This window comes from Trueperella abortisuis, assembly GCF_030811095.1.
In the GTDB taxonomy this organism is placed as follows: Bacteria; Actinomycetota; Actinomycetes; order Actinomycetales; family Actinomycetaceae; genus Trueperella; species Trueperella abortisuis.
On record NZ_JAUSQL010000001.1, the window covers coordinates 761,094 to 781,283 of the forward strand.

Annotated in this window: 17 protein-coding genes; 16 read left to right on the forward strand and 1 reads right to left on the reverse strand. The window is 63.8% G+C overall.

All coding sequences use genetic code 11. The annotated features are described in order from the left end of the window. The first annotated feature begins 274 nt into the window (after positions 1-274). From J2S45_RS03345 to J2S45_RS03400, 12 genes are all read left to right on the forward strand, one after another. Positions 275-1,477: a S1 family peptidase gene (locus J2S45_RS03345; RefSeq protein WP_307634541.1), complete on the forward strand. Its 1,203-nt coding sequence runs from the start codon at positions 275-277 to the stop codon at positions 1,475-1,477. Positions 1,478-1,609: 132 nt separating this feature from the next. Further along, positions 1,610-4,864 (forward strand): DUF3427 domain-containing protein, encoded by a 3,255-nt coding sequence (locus tag J2S45_RS03350; protein WP_307634542.1) that lies wholly within the window; start codon positions 1,610-1,612, stop codon positions 4,862-4,864. Positions 4,865-4,965: 101 nt separating this feature from the next. Next, positions 4,966-5,958, forward strand: a complete 993-nt coding sequence (locus J2S45_RS03355; RefSeq protein WP_270974762.1) for a malate dehydrogenase — start codon at positions 4,966-4,968, stop codon at positions 5,956-5,958. 111 nt (positions 5,959-6,069) lie between these two features. Then, entirely contained in the window at positions 6,070-6,678 is a 609-nt protein-coding gene (locus J2S45_RS03360; protein ID WP_296929969.1) for a sugar O-acetyltransferase, read from the forward strand. Between the two features lie 297 nt (positions 6,679-6,975). Further along, positions 6,976-8,349, forward strand: a complete 1,374-nt coding sequence (locus tag J2S45_RS03365) for an MFS transporter (protein ID WP_270974760.1) — start codon at positions 6,976-6,978, stop codon at positions 8,347-8,349. A 15-nt stretch (positions 8,350-8,364) separates the two neighbouring features. Further along, positions 8,365-9,345, forward strand: coding sequence for an acetyl esterase (gene aes / locus J2S45_RS03370; protein ID WP_270974759.1), 981 nt, complete (start codon positions 8,365-8,367; stop codon positions 9,343-9,345). Between the two features lie 5 nt (positions 9,346-9,350). After that, positions 9,351-10,484, forward strand: a complete 1,134-nt coding sequence (gene caiA / locus J2S45_RS03375) for a crotonobetainyl-CoA dehydrogenase (RefSeq protein ID WP_307634543.1) — start codon at positions 9,351-9,353, stop codon at positions 10,482-10,484. A 23-nt stretch (positions 10,485-10,507) separates the two neighbouring features. Then, positions 10,508-11,716 carry an L-carnitine CoA-transferase gene (gene caiB / locus J2S45_RS03380; RefSeq protein ID WP_307634544.1) on the forward strand — a complete coding sequence of 403 codons (1,209 nt, stop codon included), beginning with the start codon at positions 10,508-10,510 and terminating at the stop codon, positions 11,714-11,716. A 36-nt stretch (positions 11,717-11,752) separates the two neighbouring features. After that, the gene (locus tag J2S45_RS03385; protein ID WP_307634545.1) at positions 11,753-13,276 is read left to right on the forward strand and encodes an AMP-binding protein; all 1,524 of its coding nucleotides are present in this window, start codon (positions 11,753-11,755) and stop codon (positions 13,274-13,276) included. Between the two features lie 25 nt (positions 13,277-13,301). After that, a complete protein-coding gene (locus J2S45_RS03390; protein ID WP_270974754.1) occupies positions 13,302-14,180 on the forward strand; it encodes a MaoC/PaaZ C-terminal domain-containing protein in 879 nt (292 codons plus the stop codon). A 56-nt stretch (positions 14,181-14,236) separates the two neighbouring features. Next, positions 14,237-15,565 carry an MFS transporter gene (locus tag J2S45_RS03395; protein WP_307634546.1) on the forward strand — a complete coding sequence of 443 codons (1,329 nt, stop codon included), beginning with the start codon at positions 14,237-14,239 and terminating at the stop codon, positions 15,563-15,565. Beyond that, positions 15,565-16,179, forward strand: a complete 615-nt coding sequence (locus J2S45_RS03400; protein ID WP_307634547.1) for an MBL fold metallo-hydrolase — start codon at positions 15,565-15,567, stop codon at positions 16,177-16,179. Before J2S45_RS03395 ends, J2S45_RS03400 begins: the two co-directional genes overlap by 1 nt. Here J2S45_RS03400 and J2S45_RS03405 read toward each other — a convergent pair. Then, positions 16,156-16,821, reverse strand: coding sequence for a TetR/AcrR family transcriptional regulator (locus J2S45_RS03405; RefSeq protein WP_270974750.1), 666 nt, complete (start codon positions 16,819-16,821; stop codon positions 16,156-16,158). The genes J2S45_RS03400 and J2S45_RS03405 overlap by 24 nt on opposite strands. A 143-nt stretch (positions 16,822-16,964) precedes the next feature. Between J2S45_RS03405 and J2S45_RS03410 the strand changes: the two genes are divergently transcribed. From J2S45_RS03410 to J2S45_RS03425, 4 genes are read left to right on the forward strand one after another with little or no spacing between them, the layout of a single operon-like run. Continuing rightward, complete coding sequence (locus J2S45_RS03410; protein WP_307634548.1) at positions 16,965-17,726, forward strand: electron transfer flavoprotein subunit beta/FixA family protein; 762 nt, start codon at positions 16,965-16,967, stop codon at positions 17,724-17,726. Between the two features lie 12 nt (positions 17,727-17,738). Continuing rightward, positions 17,739-18,581 (forward strand): electron transfer flavoprotein subunit alpha/FixB family protein, encoded by an 843-nt coding sequence (locus J2S45_RS03415; protein WP_307634549.1) that lies wholly within the window; start codon positions 17,739-17,741, stop codon positions 18,579-18,581. 2 nt (positions 18,582-18,583) lie between these two features. Further along, on the forward strand, positions 18,584-19,876 hold the full coding sequence (locus J2S45_RS03420; RefSeq protein WP_307634550.1) for an FAD-dependent oxidoreductase: 1,293 nt from the start codon (positions 18,584-18,586) through the stop codon (positions 19,874-19,876). A gap of 1 nt (position 19,877) precedes the next feature. Then, positions 19,878-20,171 (forward strand): ferredoxin family protein, encoded by a 294-nt coding sequence (locus J2S45_RS03425; RefSeq protein WP_270974744.1) that lies wholly within the window; start codon positions 19,878-19,880, stop codon positions 20,169-20,171. The last annotated feature ends 19 nt before the right edge of the window (positions 20,172-20,190 follow it).

The window sequence follows — 20,190 nt, forward strand, 5'->3', positions numbered from 1 at the left end:
CGGTCGCTCGGTGTAACGGATGCGGAAACCGGGCTTGCGGGCTTCGAGAAGGCGACTCTTCAGACGGAGGATCCCGCGGCGCGGTCCAGGCAGTGCCAGGCCTCAACCATTGGCGGATGGTTGTGCGTCTGATGTCGTCGTCGGGCTGGCGGCATTGCTTGGGTGAGGTGGCCTGTGAGTTTTTGTCGCCGGTGAGTGTTTGACGTCTGGTGAAGGGGAGCGATATAGTTTCAACACTATATGATAATGATTGTCGTTAGCGAAAAGGAGTCGCATGCGCGTTCGTCCCATCGTCACATCCCTGCTGGTCGGGGTCGCTGTGTCCATCCCGACCACGGCCTCCGCGATCTCCGGCGGTCAGGAAGCAACCTCTGATTACATCGTTCAGATCGCCACTCAAACCAAGCTGGAGTCGAAGAAAATCGACCACTGCACCGGAAGCGCCCTCAACTCCGAATGGATCATCACCGCCGCTCACTGTATTGAGGATGCGGCGTCGGATACCTCGGCCAACATCTACTTCTCCAACAGCAAGGAAAACCCCGGAGAACCGATAAGCTCGGCCAAGATCGTTCCCGCCCCGGCGGCTGACCTCGCGCTTATTAAGCTCTCCCAGCCGCACGAGCTGTCCCAGTATGCAACTCTCGCCGCGGACCATCGCTTCACCGAGAAGGAGCGAGGTTACATTTACGGTTATGGACGTGGTATCGAGGCTAAGCCGATGAACCACCTCCGCCGAGCCGAGGTTTCGCAGAGCTATCAGAGCAGGGATCAGTATTGGAGTGATGTCTACCGGCTTGAAGGCATCGATGGCACCTCGAACCATGGCGATTCCGGTGGGCCGTTCATCGTCAACGGCAAGCTGGTGGGCATCAATATCCTCGGCTCGCACGTCGCTGACAACTACTGGATCGGCGAAGTCTCCGGTGCTCTGCAGCTGAGGCCCTTCGTTTCGTGGATTGAACAGGAGACAGGGGTCAAGGCGGTTCCGTTCGCGCAGGCGACCCCGGCACCCGGTCCATCACCTGAGGGGCCGACGCCGACACCCGAGACCGACGACTCACCGACCGAAGAAGGCGACGGCAATCAGCCTAGACCTGAAGCAAATGACCCGGCTCCGCAGGCCCCGGCCCTCGACTCCCCGGCAGTCCCGGTTCCGCCGGCTCCGGCCGCGCCCGTCCCTGCCGAGGATGCCTCGCCGGCTGCCCCTGCCGCCAGCCCCGATGACGACACGACGCCGTCCGCCGTGACAGACACGGAGGCAACGGCGGAGCCGGTCGTTGCCAATGCGACGGGGACCCCGAACGTCGTGGTGCCCGCCACCGGAACCCCGGCGGCAACGGTGAAGGGCGGTGGAAAGGCCGAGCTGGCCTACACCGGCTCGGCCATTGCCCCGCTTGCGGCTGCCGGAATCGTCAGCCTCGCCGCTGGCGCCTTGCTCGTGCGCCGCGGTATGGCCTCCCGCCGCGAGGCCTGACGCTCGCCGCCTCAGCCCCGTTCGCCGCGGCGCCCGTCGACACGAGTGGGCGCCGCGGAAGCGCACAACCTGCCTTAGCCCGACCCTGTGGGAGAGCCTGTGCCACTCTTGGCAAGCTGCTAGCCTGGTCGGGTGAAGAACAGCGCAGGGTCGGGTGCACCGAGGCACGACGCCGTCGGCTCACCCGTGCTACTCCCCGGCCTCTATGAGCGCCTCATCGACGCCGAACTTGCCGAATTGCTCGCGGCGACGCAACTGCGCGCGGTCAGTGCCGCGGTCGACGCCGCCGACGCGCCTCACATCCTTACCACGCACCTGGCGGGCCGGATTGAGGCCGCACTCAGCCAGGTCGAGGCCGGGGAGCGGCTGGCACTGGCGAACCGTCTCCTTGAGGTTCTCCCTGATTCCTCTCCGCTCCGCGAGAGTCCTCCCGCAGGATCCGCCAAATCGGGGTCTTCCACGACCCGGCCGGCCTCCCCGGATCAGCTCCTTTCGCTGTCCCGACCCGCCTTCGACGCCCCGCCGGAGCGCCCGGAGATCCCGCTTGCTGACGTCGCCCTGCTCACGAATGGCCCGCAGGATCCGGGGCTCGCCGCGGAGCTCATCAAGGAGATGGCCTCCGCCGACCGGGTCGACCTCCTCGGCTCCTTCATCAAGTGGACCGGCGTGCGCACACTCACGCCCGGCCTTGAGTCGCTGGCCAGGCGCGGCGTGCCCATCCGGGTCCTGACCACCACCTACATCGGGGCAACCGACCGTAAGGCACTCGACGAGCTTGCCAAGCTCGGCGCGCAGGTGCGGGTGAACTACTTCTCCGCCTCCACGAAGCTGCACGCCAAGGCCTGGATCTTCCACCGCGACTCCGGCTACTCAACCGCTTACATCGGCTCGTCCAACCTCTCACGCAGCGCCATGACGGACGGCGTGGAGTGGAACGTACGCGTCTCGCAGGTCGCCACGCCACGGGTCTTGGACAAGTTCGCGGCGACCTTCGACACGTACTGGTCCTCCGCCGACTACGAGCGCTACGACCCGGCAACCGACGCCGACCGCCTCGAGGAGGCTCTGCGTGAGGCCCGCGGGCTGTCCGGGCCGCGCGTCGCGACGTCGTCAGTCACTGCCCTCGCCGTGCGCCCCTACCCGCACCAACAGCTCATGCTCGACGAGCTGGAGGCCGAGCGGGAGGGCGGGCGCCACGCGAACCTGTTGGTCGCGGCGACGGGAACCGGCAAGACGGTGGTGGCGGCGCTCGACTACGTGCGACTTATCGATCGTCTGAACGGTGACGGGAGGCGTGTCCTGCCGCGCCTCCTCTTCGTCGCTCATCGCAGGGAGATCCTCCTCCAGGCGCTCCGCACCTACCGCGACGTGCTCCGCGACGGCTCCTTCGGCGAGCTTCTCGTGGACGGGCAACGCCCCGCCCACGGCGACCACGTCTTCGCCTCGGTTCAATCCCTGGCAAATCCCGAGATCTTTGAGCCGGACCGCTTCGACGTCGTCGTCATCGACGAGTTCCACCACGCCCACGCGGCCTCCTACCGCAAGGTCTTGTCCCATTTCACCCCCATGGAGCTGCTGGGGCTGACGGCGACCCCGGAGCGCGGGGACGGGGTGAGCGTGGCGGAGGAGTTCTTCGGAGGGCGCATTGCCTCCGAGCTGCGGCTGTGGGATGCGCTCGACGCCGACCTGCTCGTGCCCTTCCACTACTTCGGCATCGCGGACGGGACGGACCTCAGCCGCGTCGCATTCCGGCGTGGCCAGTACGACCAGGCAGAGCTCGCCCGGCTGTACCTGGCCGACCGCGACCGCGCCGCCAAGATCGTGGAGAACACCGCGAAGTACGTCACTGACGTGAGCCAGATGAAGGCGCTCGGCTTCTGCGTGACGGTCGAGCATGCCCGCTTCATGGCCGACTACTTCACCGGCAGCGGCATCCCCGCCCTCATGCTTCACGGCGGTTCCAGCCGAGTCGAGCGCGAGGATGGGCTCGCGGCGCTACGCTCGGGCGAGGTGAAGGTGATCTTCACCGTCGACCTGTTTAACGAGGGCCTCGACATTCCCGACGTTGACACGATCATCATGGCCCGCCCCACACAGTCGGCCACGATCTTCCTCCAGCAGCTTGGGCGCGGACTGCGCCGGACGCCCACCAAGGCCGTGCTCACCGTGCTCGACTTCGTGGGTCACCAGAACGCCGACTTCCGCTTCGACATCAAGCTCCGCGCGTTGACAGGCCTCGGCCGGCGCAAGCTGCGCAAGGCTGTCGAGGCCGGCTTTCCGTTCCTCCCGGCCGGCTGCCACATCGAGCTCGATCGCGTCACCCAGGACGAGGTGCTCAAAAACCTCGCGCACAAAGCTAAGCTCAGCGCTTCCCAGCTAATTCGCGACATCGGCGTTCACGCCGGCGACGTCCGACCCTACACGCTGCGTTCCTACCTTCACGACGCTGACCGCTCCCTCGCTGACATCTATGCGAGCACGTCCCCGGTGACCGTCGGGGGACGCAGAGTAGCGCGCTCGTGGCAGACGCTGGCGAGCCTCGCACTCGACGGGGGAGAGGCGGTCGGGCAGGCCAGCGTGGTCGAGCTCAACCTGCTCAGGCGCATCCGAGCGTTCACCCATGTCAACGACCGCCCGCGCATCGCCGCCTACCGCAAGATCCTTGGTACGTTCGCCCTCGCCGAGACGCTCGGGGAGGCGCAAGCCGCGCTCGCCGGGCTGGGCGTGCAGGCCTGCTACGCGCCGATGCTGTTCTTTACGCTATGGCCCACAGGAGACCCCGGCGAGATGGTCGCCAAGCTGTGGGAGGCGGCTCACTCGAGCCTCCTGCGCGCGGAGATCGAGCAGGTGCTCGACGTGCGCGAGGACATGACGCGGACCGTGGCCCGCCCGCTACCGGGCAGGCTTGCCGGCGTGCCGATCCTCAGCCACGCCCGCTACACGCGCGAGGAGCTGCTGGCCGGTTTCGGCGTCGGCACGAGGGACAGGGAGAAGCCCGGAAACGTGCGCGAAGGGGTGAAGTTCGTCGAGCATATGGGCGTGGACATTCTGCTTGTCACCCTCAAGAAGTCCGAGGCCGACTACTCGCCGACCACGCTCTACCGCGATTATGCGATCTCCCCTTCTCGCTTCCACTGGGAATCGCAGTCGACGACGGGCGAGAACTCTCCGACGGGACAGCGCTACATTCATCACGCGAGCCGGGGTAGTGACGTCGTGATTTTTGTGCGCGAAGCGAAAACGGGAGAAATCGGCACCGAGCCCTACACGTGCCTGGGTACGGCGCGATACGTCACCCACCGCGGATCTAAGCCAATGGCGGTCGAATGGGAGCTTGACCGGGCCATGCCGCCAAAGGTGCTGGCCGTCTCCAAGCTCGTCTCGTGATCCGGGTTTGGGACATAAGACGACAATTTGTCGGTGCTACGGCGATAGACTTGGTGCGTGCGCGCATCGGCGCGTGGAATCCAATGAAGGAGTTTATCTACATGGCAAAGTCTCCCGTTACCGTCACCGTCACGGGCGCAGCCGGCCACATCGGCTACGCGCTTCTTTTCCGCATCGCATCCGGCGCGCTGCTGGGCCATGACGTCCCGGTTCGCCTCAACCTGCTTGAGATCCCCCAGGGCCTGAAGGCCGCCGAGGGCACCGCGATGGAGCTCAATGACTCGGCGTTCCCGCTGCTAGAGTCGGTCAACATCTATGATGACGCCAACAAGGCCTTCGATGGCGCCTCCGTCGGCCTGCTCGTGGGCGCCCGTCCGCGCACCAAGGGCATGGAGCGTGCCGACCTCCTCGAAGCCAACGGCGGTATCTTCGGCCCGCAGGGCAAGGCCATCAACGACCACGCGGCTGATGACATCCGCGTCCTCGTCGTCGGCAACCCGGCCAACACCAACGCTGTGATCGCCATGCAGCACGCCCCGGACGTCCCGAAGGAGCGCTTCACCGCCATGATGCGCCTTGACCACAACCGGGCCATCTCCCAGCTCGCTGAGAAGACCGGCGCCCGCGTGGCCGACATCAAGAAGATGACCGTGTGGGGCAACCACTCCGCCGATCAGCACCCGGACGTCACCTGGGCCACCGTCAACGGCAAGCCCGCACTCGAGCTGGTGGACCAGGCCTGGCTGGAGGACTACTTCGTGCCGACCGTCGCCAAGCGCGGCGCCGCCATCATCGAGGCGCGCGGCGCTTCCTCGGCTGCGTCGGCCGCGTCGGCTGCTATCGACCACGTCTTCGACTGGGTCAACGGCACGCCGGAAGGCGACTGGGTCACCCCCGGCGTCTACTCGGACGGCTCGCACTACGGCGTCCCCGAGGGCCTCATCTTCGGTTTCCCTGCCACCTCCAAGGGCGGCGAGTGGGAGATCGTCGAGGGCCTGGAGATCTCCGAGGCCACCCGCGTGGGCATCGACCGCAACATCAAGGCTGCTCAGGAGGAGCTCGAGGCGGTCCGCGCCCTCGGTCTGATCAAGTAAGCTAGGACAAGAGGATGGGCGCCCCTGCGGGGGTGCCCATTTTCTGTGCCCGCGAGCCAACCGGGTAGGATGGGAAGGCGTGCAAGGCGCATGAATGAGCGAGGAGGAGCCATGGAGCGGTCCGAGGAACAGTTTGAGCGGATGACCTCCGGTAAGCTTTACCGCGTGGAGGGCCACGCCTTTGAGGCGGCTTTCGCGCGCTCGATGCGCCTCCAGGATAAGATCAACGCCCTGCCCAGCGACGACACGGATGCGATCGCGGCTGTGGCAGGCGAGCTGTTCGGTAGCTTCGGCGACGGCGCCACCATCCGCACGCCGTTCTACTGCGACTACGGAGCCCACACCCACATTGGTGCGGGCACCTTTATCAATTTCGACTGCGTCTTCCTTGACGTGGCCGAGATTAAAGTCGGCAAGAACTGCCAGATTGCCCCGCGCGTCCAGCTGCTGACCGCGGAGCATCCCCTCCCAGCCACCCCGCGGCGCGAGGGCTGGGAGTCGGGCCGCCCGATCGTCGTCGGTGACAACGTGTGGCTCGGTGCCGGCGTCATCGTTCTTCCGGGCGTGACGATCGGGGAGAACACGGTGGTCGGTGCCGGCGCGGTCGTGACGAAGGACCTGCCAGCGAACGTCATCGCGGTGGGCAACCCCGCCCGCGTGTTGCGCCCGCTTCCCGACGACGTCGAGTCGGCCGAGCTGGTGCCCGAACACCTCCTCTAGGCGGGAGCGCCAACGTGTGCCTGCATGGCTGAGTGTCAGCCACGCAGGCCTAACTGTGTTTGTCAAGTCCTTGCGATCATTTTGTTTTCCGTTTTATTCGCTATGTTCTTTGGCTTGATTGCAGGTGTTTCCTGGGGTGGACGGGTTCCGTCCGAAATCGTGGGAGCTTTGGGCCGTTAATCACATTTTCGCCGCCTTAGGGTTTCTAGTACAGAAGTCAAACCGTGATTAGCCGTCCCACCAACATTGAAGTTGACAGGAATTCTTACCCGCTCCGTCGCCTAGAGAGTTGACACAATGAAAGCGAAAAACGAAGTACGAGCACAGGACTTGTCTCGTGGTCGTCGATTCTTCCTCCTGACCCTGGTCTCCATGGGGAGCTCCATCATCTACACCCCGGCCTACCTCAAGGCCGTCTTCTATGATCCGCTGATGGAGGCCCTCAACGTCACTAACGCCCAGCTCGGCCAGTTCCTGTCGGCGTACGCGATTACGGCGTTGATCTGCTACTTCCCGTCAGGCGTGATCGCGGACAAGGTGCGCGTGCGCACGCTGTCCTGGGTTGGGTTCATGCTAACGGCCGCGCTGACCTTCGTCTACGCCACGCTACCCTCAGTTGGAACGCTGATGATGGTCTTTGTTGGGATGGGTATCTCCACGATCCTCATCTGGTGGGGTATCCGCTTCAAGTTGGTCCGGCTCATCTCCGAAGAGGAAGAGTACTCGAAGAACATCGGTATCTCCTACGGCCTGTACGGTGCGGCTGGCCTCGCGGTTGGCCTCATCTGCCTGCTGTTCATCAAGTACATCGCGAGCGCCGCGGACTCGATGCGATGGATGCTGATCTTCCTTGGTCTGCTGATCTTCGTCCTCGGCCTGCTGTCCTTCCTGATCCCCAAGTTCGAGGGCGAAATCGCCGATAGCTCCAAGGGATTCAACCTCGCCGAGGTGGGGATGGCGCTGAAGAACCCCGTCGTGTGGATGTCTGCGGGGATCATGTTCTTCGTGTACTTCTACTACACCGGCGTCACGTACACCACGCCCTACCTGTCCTCGGTCATGGGTGCCTCAATCGGAATCGTCTCCCTCGTCTCGATCGTGCGCCAGTACGGCGTCACCCTCCTCTCCGGCCCGGCCTTCGGTTTCCTCGCGAAGGGCGCCGGTAGCCCGACCCGCGTGATTGGGTGGGGGTCGATCGTCGCCGTCCTCGCCCTTGTCACGATCGCCTACCTGCCCGCCGGACCCGCGATGGCCATCCTCGCCGCCATTATTGCCATCCTTCTGGGCTTCATCGCCAACGGCGTGTTTGGCATCGTCTCCTCCGCATTGACCGAGGGCAGGGTCCCACTGACCATCTTCGGCACTGCAACGGGCCTGCTGTCCGTCATCGGATTCGCCCCGGACACCTTCTCCTCCGTGTGGTTTGGCGCTCTGATCGATAGCCAGGGCAACGACGCCTACGTGGAGATCTTTATCATCCTCGCCGGCTCGGCAGTTCTCGCCACCGCCCTGGCATTCTTCCTCCACTTCTACGTGAAGAAGAACGCCAAGAAGCTCGAGGCAGCCCAGCTTGAGGCCGCCGCAGAAGCACAGGGGATTTCCCTGGAGGAAGCCGCCGAGTTGGTTGGCCTCGATGAGGATGCCGTGACGGGCCTCCGTGAAGAGCTCTAGGACTGGAGTAGTGACATGAAAAGGCTCGATGTTCCTTCACTGTGGAGCGCGCAGATGGGCGCGGCTGTAGCAAAGCAAAATGAGATGTCTGCCGGTCTATACGCCCCTGGCCAGACCCTCGCTCAGATGCGCGAAGGCTACCTCACGGAGCGCCAGTTCTGGAACGAAGGCGGGCCGGAGATGGCCTCGACCGAGGACGTTCGTGTCCCCACCTCCCACGGTGAGATCGGGGTGCGCATCTATCGCCCCATCGATGGCGTGTTGCCCATCATCTTCTTTATCCATGGTGGCGGATTCGCCCTCGGCAATCTCGATACCCACGATCGCATCTGTCGCAACATCGCGGACGAGGCCGGTGCGGCAGTGGTGGCGATCGATTACACGCTCTCGCCTGAAGCGAAGTTCCCGCAGGCCATCGAGGAGTGCGCGCAGGTCGTCCAGTACGTGCGCACACACGCAAAGCGCTGGGGTCTCGACCGCGGCGATGTCTCCTTCGCTGGCGATTCGGGCGGGGCGAACATGTCGCTAGCGACCTACCTCTTCCTGCGCGACGTCATGAAGGACGCCGGCGGCGTGCGCTGCTTCCTGCTCTACTACGGCTGGTTTGGCCTCAAGGATTCCGTCTCCATCCGCCTCTACGGCGGCGTGTGGGACGGGCTGACGCCCGAGGACTTCGCGATGTACAAGGAGCTGTATGTGACGAGCGAGGCGGATCTCGACTCGCCCTTCCTCAACATCTTCAACGCAGACCTTGACGGTCTCCCGCCGGCCTACATCTGCGCGGCCGAGTTCGATCCGCTCCTCGATGACTCGGCTTTGCTGGCCAAGGTCTACGAGACTCAGGGCATCGCCCACGAACTCGAGGTCGTGCCCGGAGTTATTCACGCATTCCTCCACCACGGGAGAATGCTCGACGCTGCCCGCCAGGTGATGGCCCACGGCGGCACATTCTTTCAATCGATCCCTCAACCGACCAACCAACTACCTAGAAAGTAGGAACAATGGATTTTTCATTGACTGAAGAACAGCAACTGATGGCTGACACCTTCGTCGAGCTCATGGAGTCCCGATCGTGGGAGCCGTACTTCAACGAGTGCGACGAGAACAAGGTATACCCGCAGGAGTGGGTTGAGGCGCTGTGCGAGCTCGGTTTCGATCGCATCCTCCTCCCCGAAGAGTACGAGGGGCTCGGGCTCGGTTGGCAGGAGCTGACCGCGGTCTACGAGGCGCTCGGGCGCATGGGCGGCCCGACCTACGTGCTCTACCAGCTGCCCGGCTGGGGCACGATCATCCGCGAGGGCACCGAGGAACAGAAGGCGACGATGCTGGAGTTCCTCGGCTCCGGTAAGCAGATGCTGAACTACGCCATGACCGAGCCGAGCGCGGGCTCGAACTGGGACGACATGCGTACCACCTACACGCGCCGTGACGGCAAGATCTACCTCAACGGCCACAAGACCTTCCAGACCTCTGGCATGAAGGTTCCCTACCTCGTGGTCATGGCGCGCAACGCGGAGGACATGTCCGTCTACTCGGAGTTCTTCGTCGACATGAGGAAGGCCGGGATCACGCGCGAGCCGCTGAAGAAGCTCGGCCTTCGCATGGACTCGCTCGCCGAGATCTATTTCGACGACGTCGAACTCGAGGAGAAGGACTTCTTTGGCACGGAGGGTGGCGCGTTCAAGCGCGGCGTCCAGGACTTCGATCTCGAGCGTTTCCTCGTGGCTCTGACCAACTACGGCGAGGCCTACTGCGCGTTCGAGGACGCCGCCAAGTACGCCAACCAGCGTGTCCAGGGTAAGGAAGCTATCGGGCGCACCCAGCTGATCCAGCTGAAGATGGCCAATATGTTGGTGGCCATCACCAATATGCGCAACATGCTCTACGAAATCGCGTGGAAGTCCGACAACGGCCACCTTGGCCGTGGCGACTGCTCGATGGCCAAGTACTACTGCTCGCATGCCGCCTCGATGGTCATCGACGAGGCGCTGCAGATCCTCTCCGGCGTCGGTATCACCGGCGAACACCGCGTCCAGCGCTTCTACCGCGATATCCGCGTGGACCGGGTGTCGGGAGGCACGGACGAGATGATGATCCTCGCCGCGGGCCGCGCCGCGCTCAAGGATTACCGCTAAGGGACTGACGAAAGGAATTCGCCATGGAAACCATGAAGCCCTCTTTCGGAGTACTCGACGACGTCAAGGTCCTGTACTCAGCCGTGGAAATCGCAGCTCCGTCCGCCGCCGAGATCATGGCGGAGTGGGGAGCGGACGTGACGTGGATGGAGAACGTCTGGACGGGCGACTCCGTACGCGACACGAAGTGGGTCAAGGAGATGGAACGGCGCAACCAGCGCTCGATTTCGATCCACCCCTTCTCCGACGAAGGCAAGGAGATCATCGCGCGGCTCATCAAGGACGTGGACATCTTCATCGAGTCCTCCAAGGGTCCCGCGTGGGCGCGCAAGGGAATCACCGACGAGTGGCTGTGGGAGATCAACCCCAAGCTCGTCATCGTCCACGTGTCCGGGTTTGGCCAGTGGGGCGATGAGCGCAAGGTTAACGCCGCAGCCTACGACCTGACGGTCGCCGCCTACGCGGGGCTCGTCGCCCAGAACGGCACGCCCGAGCTACCGACGAACCTTCACCCCTACACCGCCGATTACATCAACTCCCTCATGGTGGTTTCCTCCGCGCTCGCGGCCCTGCACAAGGCCCAGATCACGGGCCAGGGCGAGTCGATCGACCTGGCCATGTATGAGACCGCGCTACGGGTGGGTACCTACTACATGATGGATTACCTCAACGACGGCGTGAAGTACCCGCGCCCGGGAGCCCGCCACCAGAACCTGTGTGCGATCGGCATCTACGAGTGCGAGGACGGGTTCCTCGGGCTGTGCTGCTACGGCGTCGACCAGAACAAGTACCTGCTTGAGACCATCGGGCTGGGAGACCTGTGGGGGACCGAGGACTACCCCGAGGATACCTCCGCGCTGTGGCTCAACGGGCCAAAGGCGGACCTCATCCAGGATCGCCTCACCGAGTACCTCAAGACCCAGAAGCGCTACGACGTCGAGCGCGACTTTACCGCCCACCGCATCGCCGCCCAGGTTGTGATGGAGTTCGAGGACATCCTTGCCGAGGATCACGTGGCAGCCCGCGAGAACTTCATCGAATGGGATAACGCCGACGGGGTGAAGGTACGCGGCTTGAACACCGTGCCGAAGTTTGCCCGCAACCCCGGCGGCTTCTGGCGCCCGATGCCTCCGCTCGGAGGCGACACCCGAGACATCCTCGAGCGTGCCGGCTTCTCAGAGGAGGACATCGAGCGTTTCGGGCAGTCGGGCAAGGTCAAGTTCGCGCACTAGTGAAGCGATGAGCGACGAACAGATTGGAGGTGAGAGGTGATTACTCAAGGACAGGGCCTGACGCTGACCGACATCTGGGAAAGCCAGGTGCGAGTGCGCCCTGACGCGCAGTTTCTCGTATATGAAGACCACGAGTGTGACACCGTGCGCGCCTGGACGTACCTTGAGTTTGACGAGGCCATCAACCGCATCTCCAATCTGTTCTTGTCCCGAGGAATCGGGGCCGGCGACGCCGTGGCAGTCCAGCTCAACAACTGCCCCGAGCTCATCGGGTGCATCTTCGCTCTGAACCGGATCGGCGCGATCTACGTGCCGATTCACCCGGAGTACACCGTGGAAGAGGCTAGGTCGATCAAGGCCGACTGCGATGCTCGCATGCTTGTCATCGAGCAGTGCTTCTTGGATTTCGATCCGGCCTACGGCGAAGGTCTCGACACGGCCGTCGTCGGCGGAGACTGCGAGGAGGTCTGCTTCACCAGGCTCGAGCAGGAACAGAGCACGACGCCGCCCGATCGGCCTCGCGAGCCGATGCCGATCATGGAGATCCTCTACACGTCGGGGACGACCTCGGCACCCAAGGGTGTGATGATCACCGAGCAGAACTTCGTCTTCTCGGGCTACTACGTCAACTGGCAGCTACAGATGCGCGAGACCGATAGGTACGTGACGACGATGGCGGCTAGCCACGTCAACATGCAACTGAGCGCGCTCGCGCCTGTGGTGACGGCGGGTGCGACGCTCGTCCTGCTGCGCCGGTATTCCGCTAGGCGCTTCTGGAAGCAGGTGCGCAAACACGGCGGAACCCTGGTTCAGGGGATGGCGATGATCGCCAAGACCATGATGGTTCAGCCCGTCAGCCCGGATGAGACCGACCATCGAGTGCGCGAGATGCACTACTTCCTTCCCATGTCGGCGCAGGACAAGGAACGCTTCGAGGCGCGCTTCAAGGTACGCCTGCTCAACAACTACGGCTCGACCGAGGATCTGGTGGGGGTCATCACGGACTATCCCACCGGTCCGCGCAACTGGCCGTCGATTGGCCGGGTTGGGCCGGGCTACAACGCGCGGATCATGGGGAGCGATGGTGAGCTCGGCCCCGGCGAGGTCGGCGAGATCCAGATCCAGGGAATCCCCGGGGTCTCCCTCATGGCGGGCTACTGGAAGCAACCCGAGTTGACGGCCGCGACGCTCGTGGACGGTTGGCTCCGCACGGGCGATTACGGGTACGTCGATGACCAGGGCTGGATTTACTTCACCGACCGTCACACCGACATCATCAAGCGTTCGGGGGAGAACGTCTCGTGCGCCGAGGTCGAATCGGTGCTGGCGCGCTACCCCGGCGTGGCCGAGGTGGCGGTTGTCGGGGTTGAGGATTCGATCCGGGACCAGGCCGTCAAAGCGGTGATCGTCCCGGAGCCCGGGGTCACGATCGACGTCGCGAACCTGACCGCGTTCTGCGCCGGGTATCTGGCCTCGTTCAAGATTCCCAGCATCGTCACCTTCGTCGATAGCCTGCCGCGCGGCACCTACGGAAAAGTCCTCAAGTCCGAACTCAAGTAACAGATTCAATGAAAGGAATTGAACAATGACGATCAAGACCGAGATGGTTGGACAGACCTTCGGGCCGTTCATCCGCGAGTACACCTTCCGCGATCTTGAGCTGTTTGCCCTTGGCTGCGGCGCGGGAATCGACGGCCGTGACGGCCTGGAATACCTCAACGAGAAGGACGAGCGCAACCCGCAGCTCAAGGTCCTGCCGATGTTCGGCGCTATGCTCATCGTCGACTCGGAGGTGACCCGCACGATCGACTACGGCTACAACTACGCCGGCTCCCTGCACTGGGGATTCGACATCCGCTTCCACCAGCCGATCACGAAGATGGCGGACACCCTGCAGACCAAGGTCAAGCTCGAGGGCCTCTACGACCGCGGCGAGGGGCGCGGCCTGCTCGCCCAGCACATCGGCGACACCTACGATTCGGAAGGCAACCTGCTGTTTACCAACGAGTCGTGGGACTGCCTCATTTACGATGGCGGTTGGGGCGGCCCGGCAGCGCCGAAGGACATCGTCGACATGCCTGATCGAGCACCCGACGTCGAGGTGGCCGAGCGCATCCCCGAGAATCAGGCGCTGATCTACCGACTGTCGGGCGACTACCACCCGCAGCACATCGACTGGGACTATGCGGCAGCAAACGGCGAGCCGCGCCCGATCCTCCACGCGATCTCCTACGCGGGCATCGTCATGCGCCACGCGATCAACGCCTACATGCCGGGTGAGCCGGAGCGCATCAAGCGTTTCAAGACCCGCATCACGTCCCCCGTCCACCCGGGCTCGACCCTGAAGACCCAGCTGTGGGAGGTCGGCCCGGGCGAGCTACGGTTCCGCCTGGTCGACGCCGACTTTGAGGAAAGCGGCGCGAAGCCGCACCTGAACTGGGGAATCATCGAGTTCGAAGAGTAGGAAGAGTCGGGAGAGTCGGATCCCATGAGTGGGTCGAGTCAAAGAAAGGAGAAGCAATGAACGACGAGCCAAAAGTCAGCCTCGACGACGTCGGGATGTCACCCTTCCTCGTGCGGCTTACCGTGTTTTCCGCAGGTGGCCCGTTCCTTGAGGGCTATGTGCACGCCATCATCGGCGTGGCATTGCTCAAGATGGTCCCGGAGCTGGGTATTGACGATACCCAGAAGGGAATGGTCGGCGTCGCCGCGCTCGTTGGCCTCTTCTTTGGCGCCATTTTTGGAGGCTACCTGACGGACCTCATCGGCCGAAAGCGGATGTTCATCATTGACGTGATGTCGATCGCGGTGCTCTCCGGCTTGTGTATGGTCGTCAGCGACCCACTCATGGTCGTCCTCCTGCGCTTCCTCATCGGCGTGGCCGTGGGCGCGGATTATCCCATCGCGACGTCGATCATCGCCGAGTTCACGCCGCGCAGGTACAGGGCCATCACGATGGGCTTCCTCGCCGCGGTGTGGTACCTCGGGGCGAACGCCTCCTACCTGGTGGGCTACTTCCTCCTCAATATCGACGGGGGATGGCGGTGGATGCTCGGTTCTTCGATCATCCCCTGCGTGATCATCCTCGCGGGACGCTGGTCGATCCCGGAGTCGCCGCGGTGGCTGATGTCAAAGGGCCGATACGAAGACGCGGCGAAGATCGTGCGTGACACCTTCGGGCGCAACGTCGTGATCGAGGACGAGGTGACCGAGCGCACGTCGTACTCTGCCATCTTCCGCAAGCCGTACTTCAAGCGCATGATCTTCGTGGGGGTGATCTGGCTGTGCCAGGCGATCCCGATGTTCGCGGTCTACACCTACGGCCCCGATATCATCGCCGCATTCGGGCTGGGTCAAGGTAAGACGGCACTGATCGGCGAGCTGGCGATCGGCACATTCTTCATGCTGGGCACGATCCCCGCAATGTTCCTCGCGGAGTACTGGGGGCGCCGACCGCTGTGCATCTCCTCCTTCGTGGTCATGACGGGTGCGCTCGTCGTCCTTGGGGTCGTACCTCCCACATCGATGGCATTCGTCATCGTCATCTTTGGAATCTACGCCTTGGCCTCGGGCGGACCCGGTAATCTGCAGTGGCTCTACCCGAACGAGATCTTCCCTACCTCCATCCGGGCCTCCGCGATGGGTACGGCGATGGCCTTCTCGCGGATCTCCACCGTCGTCTCGATCTTCGTCCTGCCGGGATTCCTATCCACCTACGGCAACGGCCCGATGATGATCGTGGGCGCGGCGATCTCGCTTATTGGCCTGATCGTCTCGATCGCATGGGCGCCAGAAACGCGTGGCATGACTTTGACCGAGGCCGGATCGAGTGACTGGGAGGGGAAGTAATGTACAAAATCGAAGTGCGCGTGGTTGGCTCGTGGAGGGCGAACTGCTATCTCCTGCAATCCGAGGCCGGCGTCGTCATGATCGACCCGGGAGCCGAACCCGAGGTCCTTCTTAGTGCCCTGGGCGAGCGCAATCTGGAGGCCATCGTGCTTACGCACTGCCACTCTGACCACATCGGGGCAGTCAATGAGCTGGTGGAGGCCACGGGGGCGCCCGTCTACATCGGGTTGGACGACGCCGTGGGCGCGGCCGACCCCCGGCTGTCCGGATTCTACGACGAGGGCTCGGACTACGCGGTCAAGGAGGTCACGGCCGAATGGGACGACGCGACGGTTTTCACCTGGTCGGGTGGCACGTTGAAGGTCGTTGCAACCCCCGGTCACACGCCGGGTTCCATCTGCCTGCTCGACGGCGAGAACGCGGTGCTCTACACGGGCGACACGCTCTTCGCCAACGGGATTGGCTCCACGCAGTACGCGCGGGCGAACAAGCGCGATCTGCTGGCGTCGCTGAAGAGGCTCGGCGAGCTACCAGACGACCTCCGGGTGCTTCCCGGGCACGGGAGCCCCACCACGATGGGGGCAGAAAAGCTACGAAATCCGTATTTGGTATGACAGCGAAGCCGTTTCGCAAGGCTCATGCTCGCTGGCTGCGAGGACGGGCCGGGGCACGGAGTTCAGATGAGGAAGAAGGTCGGTGATCAAGTCATGGGCGTACTGAGGAATCTCTTCCAGGAAGCAGTCCACGTTCTCGGGTGGAAGCCAAATGGAACGCAGGAGGACGGAGCCTTCGATGGCGTCCACGAGGCGTACGATCGACACATCCCTCGGGATCTGGCCGGCCTCCCTGTAGTACCACAGACCCTGGCGCAGAGTCTCCAGCGGGTCGTTGTAGACGTACCGACATGCCTGCTTGACCACGAGGGCGTCGACCGTGGGGGACTCGACGATAAGCCGGCGAATGGCTGCGGAGTAGCGACCGAGGTAGGCGTGCAGGCGCGCGTCGATTTCCTCAAAGAGGACGTCGTAGAGGGTCTTGCCCGTGAATTGCTGGCGCGGGTAGGCGTGGTGGAACGCCGTCAGCAAGAGTGTTTCGGCGGTGGGCCAGCGCGAGTAGAGGGAGGATTTCCCGACTCGTGCACGCTCCGCAACCTTCGTCAGGTTGAAGCCGCTCCAGCCGGTTTCACCGTAGAGCAAAAGGGCGGCATCGTAGACGCGCTCTTCGAGAGAGAGCGTCGCCTCGTGTGGTGCCGTCATCGACAACGAGCTGGCTCCTTTCTTCCCTCCGGCGTAGAAGTAAAGCCAGTCTATCCGTAACCGATAACCAACAACAGATCAACATGGAAACCAGCACCTTTTCGGGTGCTTGACAATGACCGAAAAATATAGAAGGAGTGAAAATGTCCATCATCGTGGCATATAAGTACGCGGGAAGCCCGCAAGACGCGAAGGTGAATTCCGACGGTGTCGTGGATTGGGCGAGGGTGAAGAAGTCCGTCTCCGAATACGACCCCGTGGCGGTCGAGCTCGCCAAGAAGCTCGCCGCCCAGGGCGCCGGCGAGATCGTCGGCGTGAGCGTGGGTGGAGCGGACGTCGCCTCGTCGCTGGCGAAGAAGAACGCCCTGTCCAAGGGGCTCGACCGCGCGCTGGTTCTCGCCGATGACGCGACGGCTGGTTGGTCGAACACGCAGACGGCGGCGGCGCTGGCCGAGCTCGTTAAGAGGGTCGACGACGTGCGGGTCGTTTTCACCGGCGACGCCTCGGTGGACGAGGGCGCCGGCGTCATGGGACCGCTCCTGGCGGGCGCGCTCGGCTGGCCCTGCCTGCTGGAGGTGCTCTCGGTGGAGGCCTCCGGAGACGGCCTGAAGATCCGTCAGCGCACCGAGTCCGGCACTCGGACGGTGGAGACCGCCGGACCGGTGGTGCTGGGCGTGGCCACGGACGCCGTCGAGGTCAAGGCCGCCTCAATGAAGGAGATTCTCTCGGCGGGAAAGAAGCCGCTGGAGACGGTCGCCCTGGCCGATCTGGCTGTGGCCGAGGTTGGCCGCAACGTCCAGGCGGCTCGCCAGCCTGAGATGCGCGCCCGCAAGAAGATGATTTTCGAGGGCGAGAACGCTGCGGCGCAGCTGATCGACGCGCTCAAGACCGACGGTATTTTGTAAAGGAGAACACCAATGTCGACCATTATTGCTTTGAATTCCAACATCTCGACGATGCTCGCATGGGCCAATGATCTGCCCGGCGAGGCCACCGTCATCTCTGTCGGTTCCCCCGAGTTGCCCATGGTGCACTCCGACGTCGTGCTGGCCGAGGGCGTCCCGGCCGAGAGCGTCGCGGCGGGCCTTGCCGAGCACGTCGATACCTCGGCCTTCATCCTCGTGCCCGCCACCCCGGCCGGGCGCGTGGTGGCCGGAGCGATCGCCGCGAAGGCCGGCCTGCCCGTCGTCACGGGCGCCAAGGGCGTGCGCGAGGGCAATGTGCTCGCCGCCCGCTTTGGCGGCATCGTCGAGGAGGAGATCGCCGCTCCCGCCGTCGTCCTCGTCTCGGGCGGTGCGCCGCTTGAGGGTGAGGTCGTGGCTGGCCAGCTGCTGGCAGTCGACACGGCGGACCTGCGCGTGAGCGCCACGGAGAGCTCCGAAACCAAGTCCGTCAACCTTGGCGCAGCCAAGAAGATCGTCGCCGTCGGGCGCGGCTTCAAGAACAAGGACGACCTGCAGCTGGCCTTCGACCTCGCGGGGAAGATGGGCGCCGAGGTGGCCTGCTCGCGCCCGATCGCCGAGGGCAACAACTGGCTGGCGCGTGACCGCTACGTGGGCGTCTCCGGCCAGCACGTGACCCCCGATCTCTACCTCGCCGTCGGAATCTCCGGCCAGATTCAGCACACTGCGGGCATGAACGAGGCCAAGACGGTCGTCGTCGTGAACTCGGACAAGAACGCCCCCTACGTTGAGCAGGCTGACTACGCCATCGTCGGTGACCTGTACTCGGTGTTGCCGGCCCTGACCGAAGCGCTGTAGCTATGGGGGAGGTAGATTTCGACGTCATTGTCGTCGGCGGAGGCGTGGCAGGGTCAGTCTGCTCCTACCTGCTTGCCAAGGACGGCTACGAGGTGTTGCTCATCGAGCGCGGTGTCGAACCGGGCTCGAAGAACCTCTCCGGCGGCGTGTTTTACTGCCGGGTCATGCAGGAGATTTTCGAGGACTTCCTCGAGGAGGCGCCCATCGAGCGCGTTATCACGCGCAATTGTCTGAGTTTCCTCGGCGAGAACCACTTCGTTAACGTCGACTACTGGGATGGCCGACTGCGCCAGCCAGTCAACGCCGTGACGGTCCTGCGCGCCAAGTTCGATCCGTGGCTTGCCGAACAGTGCGAGAACGCGGGTGTGACCGTGATGCCCGGCGTCAAGGTCGATGAGCTGGTTCGCGACGGCAGCCAGTTCGTCGGCGTGCGCGCCGGCGAGGACGAGCTTCGAGCCCACGTCGTGGTGGCGGCCGACGGCGTCAACTCTTTCCTCTCCCAGTATGCGGGAATCAGAGGCAAGGAGCCGAAGGAGAACCTGGCCGTGGGGGTGAAGTCGGTGATCGCCCTCGACCCGGAGGTGATCGCGGAGCGCTTCAACCTTGCGGGTGACGAGGGCGCGGCGTACGCCGTCGTGGGCGATTGCACGCAGGGCGTGGCGGGAGGTGGCTTCATGTACACCAACCGCGACTCCGTCTCGATTGGTATCGTGGCGCGTCTCGACGACCTCGAGAAGTCGGGCAAGAGCTCCTCGGACCTGCACGACCACTTCCTCACCCATCCGGCGATCGAGCCGTTCCTCAAGGACGGCGAGCTCCTGGAATACGGGTGTCACCTGGTGGCCGAGGGCGGCAAGAAGATGCAGCACGACCTCGTCCAGCCCGGGCTCATCCTCATCGGGGATGCGGCGGGGTTCACGCTGAACACGGGCTTTACCGTGCGCGGCATGGATCTCGCGGCTGGCTCGGCGCGTGCGGCGGCCACGGCCATCTCAGCGGCGCTCAAGGCGCAGGACTACTCCGCGCAGGCGCTGGGCGCATATGTTGATCAGTACAATGCGTCCTTCGTTGGCAAGGACATGGACACCTACGCCAAAGCCCCGGAGTTCCTCGAAAATCCGGCGATGTATGGGGAAGTGGGGGAGCTGGCCGCGGACGTGCTTTACGGCGTCTACAACCACGACCTCACCCCGCGCAAGCCGCTGATTAAGGTCGTGATGGGCGCGATCAAGAAGTCTCGCCTGTCGCTTGGGGGACTCGTGAAACTCGGTATCAGTGCTGTGAGGTCGATGTAAGATGACAGAATTCCAACCCGGGACGATCAACGATCGTCTGGCTAAAAACGTCTACGAGATCGATGAGGGTAACCCGCACATCGTGGTCAACCAGGAGCGCGTGCGCCAGACCGGGGCGGCAAAGTTGTTGGTCAACGTATGCCCGGCCCACGTCTACTCGGAAGAGAACGGCGAGATCTCGGTCGAATACGCGGCCTGTCTCGAATGCGGCACCTGCCTGGCCATCGCCCCTGAGGGGACGCTGACCTGGCACTATCCGGCTGGATCAATGGGCATTTGCTACCGAGAGGGGTGAGTGGGCGTCCGGCCCCTGG